Source organism: Moorena sp. SIO2C4 (assembly GCF_010672485.1).
GTDB classification, from domain to species: domain Bacteria; phylum Cyanobacteriota; class Cyanobacteriia; order Cyanobacteriales; family Coleofasciculaceae; genus Moorena; species Moorena producens.
The window spans coordinates 1-1,576 of record NZ_JAAHGN010001388.1 but is presented as its reverse complement, the minus strand read 5'-3'; the positions used below and the strand labels follow the sequence as shown (position 1 = coordinate 1,576).

General features: G+C 44.7%; 2 protein-coding genes. Both read left to right on the top strand.

What is annotated here, in order from left to right:
• Positions 1 to 473 (top strand): RnfABCDGE type electron transport complex subunit D (locus tag F6K20_RS37870; protein WP_287298309.1); only part of this gene is annotated, 473 nt, incomplete at its 5' end.
• A gap of 75 nt (positions 474 to 548) precedes the next feature.
• Positions 549 to 1,576 (top strand): DUF2330 domain-containing protein (locus tag F6K20_RS37865; protein ID WP_287298307.1); only part of this gene is annotated, 1,028 nt, incomplete at its 3' end.

The following is a 1,576-nucleotide window of genomic DNA, read 5'->3' as shown; positions in this document are numbered from 1 at the left end:
ATTTCGGAATTATTGCTGTTCTTATCCTAAGCAATGATGCTTGGGTTTCTCCCGGACAGTGGGGGGATGATGGTTGGTATGCTCTATTATTTGCTGGTACTGGCAGTATGGTGTTAAAACGGGTAGGACGATGGGATACAACCGCAGCGTTTTTGGGTGCTTATGCCGTTTTAGAAGGGATTAGAAATCTCTGGCTTGGCTGGAGTTGGGATGTATTTTGCCATCGGTTGATGAGTGGGTCTTTGTTACTGTTTGCCCTATTTATGCTAACCGACCCTCGCTCAATCCCCAATGCACCGATTAGTCGATTGCTATGGGCGGTGTGTATTGCGTTACTCACTTTTATATTGCGCAATCAATTCTTCATGCCTACTGCTATTTTCTGGGCGTTGTTTGCCCTATCCCCTTTGACCGTAATTTTGGATTTTATTTGGTCATCTACAAGATTTTCCTGGCATGATAGTGAATCTTAGGTGCGCTTTCCGCATCTAATTATTAAATTCGCCACGGGTCGCACCTATTAAATGACGTGAATTAAGCTTATAAAAATGAAAATTATTCGGGTTATAAGTACTATTATTATAACGGTTTTAGTGAGTTTAGGGTTGGCTCAAAAAGCTTGGGGTTTTTGTGGGTTTTATGTGGCCAAAGCTGATACTAAACTATATAACCAGACGTCTCAAGTGGTAATTGCTCGGGATGGCGATCGCACTGTTTTAACCATGGCAAATGACTATCAAGGGGATGTTAAAGACTTTGCCATGGTTGTCCCAGTTCCTGTGGTGCTTCAGCGAGAACAGGTGAATGTAGGTGACCCTAAGATTATTGAAGGCCTCGATCAGTTTAGTGCACCTCGACTAGTGGAATATTTTGACCCAAACCCCTGTGCCGATAACCGAAGGTATCTCGAAAGTGCGCCAGCAGACCTAGGTCGTCCAGGTGGCACAAGGGGAGCGGATGCTTATGATCGTAGTTTAGGTGTCACGGTAGAGGAGCGCTTCTCAGTTGGAGAATATAACATTCTTATCCTCAGTGCTAAGGACTCTAGAGGTTTAGAAACCTGGCTCAGACGCAACGGTTACAAAATTCCACGGGGAGCAAATCGGTTATTGCGACCCTACATCCGCCAGAATATGAAATTTTTCGTTGCCAAAGTCAATCTGGAGGAATTTGACCCCCCCAATGTGAATCTGCACGAATTTGACCCCCCCAATGTGAATCTGCACGAATTTGACAAAACTGCCTACCAACGGTTGCGACCCCTCCAGATGGCTTACGAGTCTCCCCGATTTATGCTGCCCATTCGCTTAGGAATGATGAATGCTACGGGTGAGCAAGACCTGATTGTGTATGTGTTATCACCCCGAGGTCAGGCTGAAATTACAAACTACCGCACTGTGAAGATTCCTTCTAATACTGAAATTCCAGTATTTGTCAAAGCAGAGTTTGGTGATTTCTACACTGCTATGTTCCAAACTGCTTACGAGGGTGAAGGTAAAAAAGTGGCTTTTCTTGAATATGCTTGGGATATGGCTAGTTGTGACCCATGTTCAGCTAACCCCCTCAATCCGGAAGA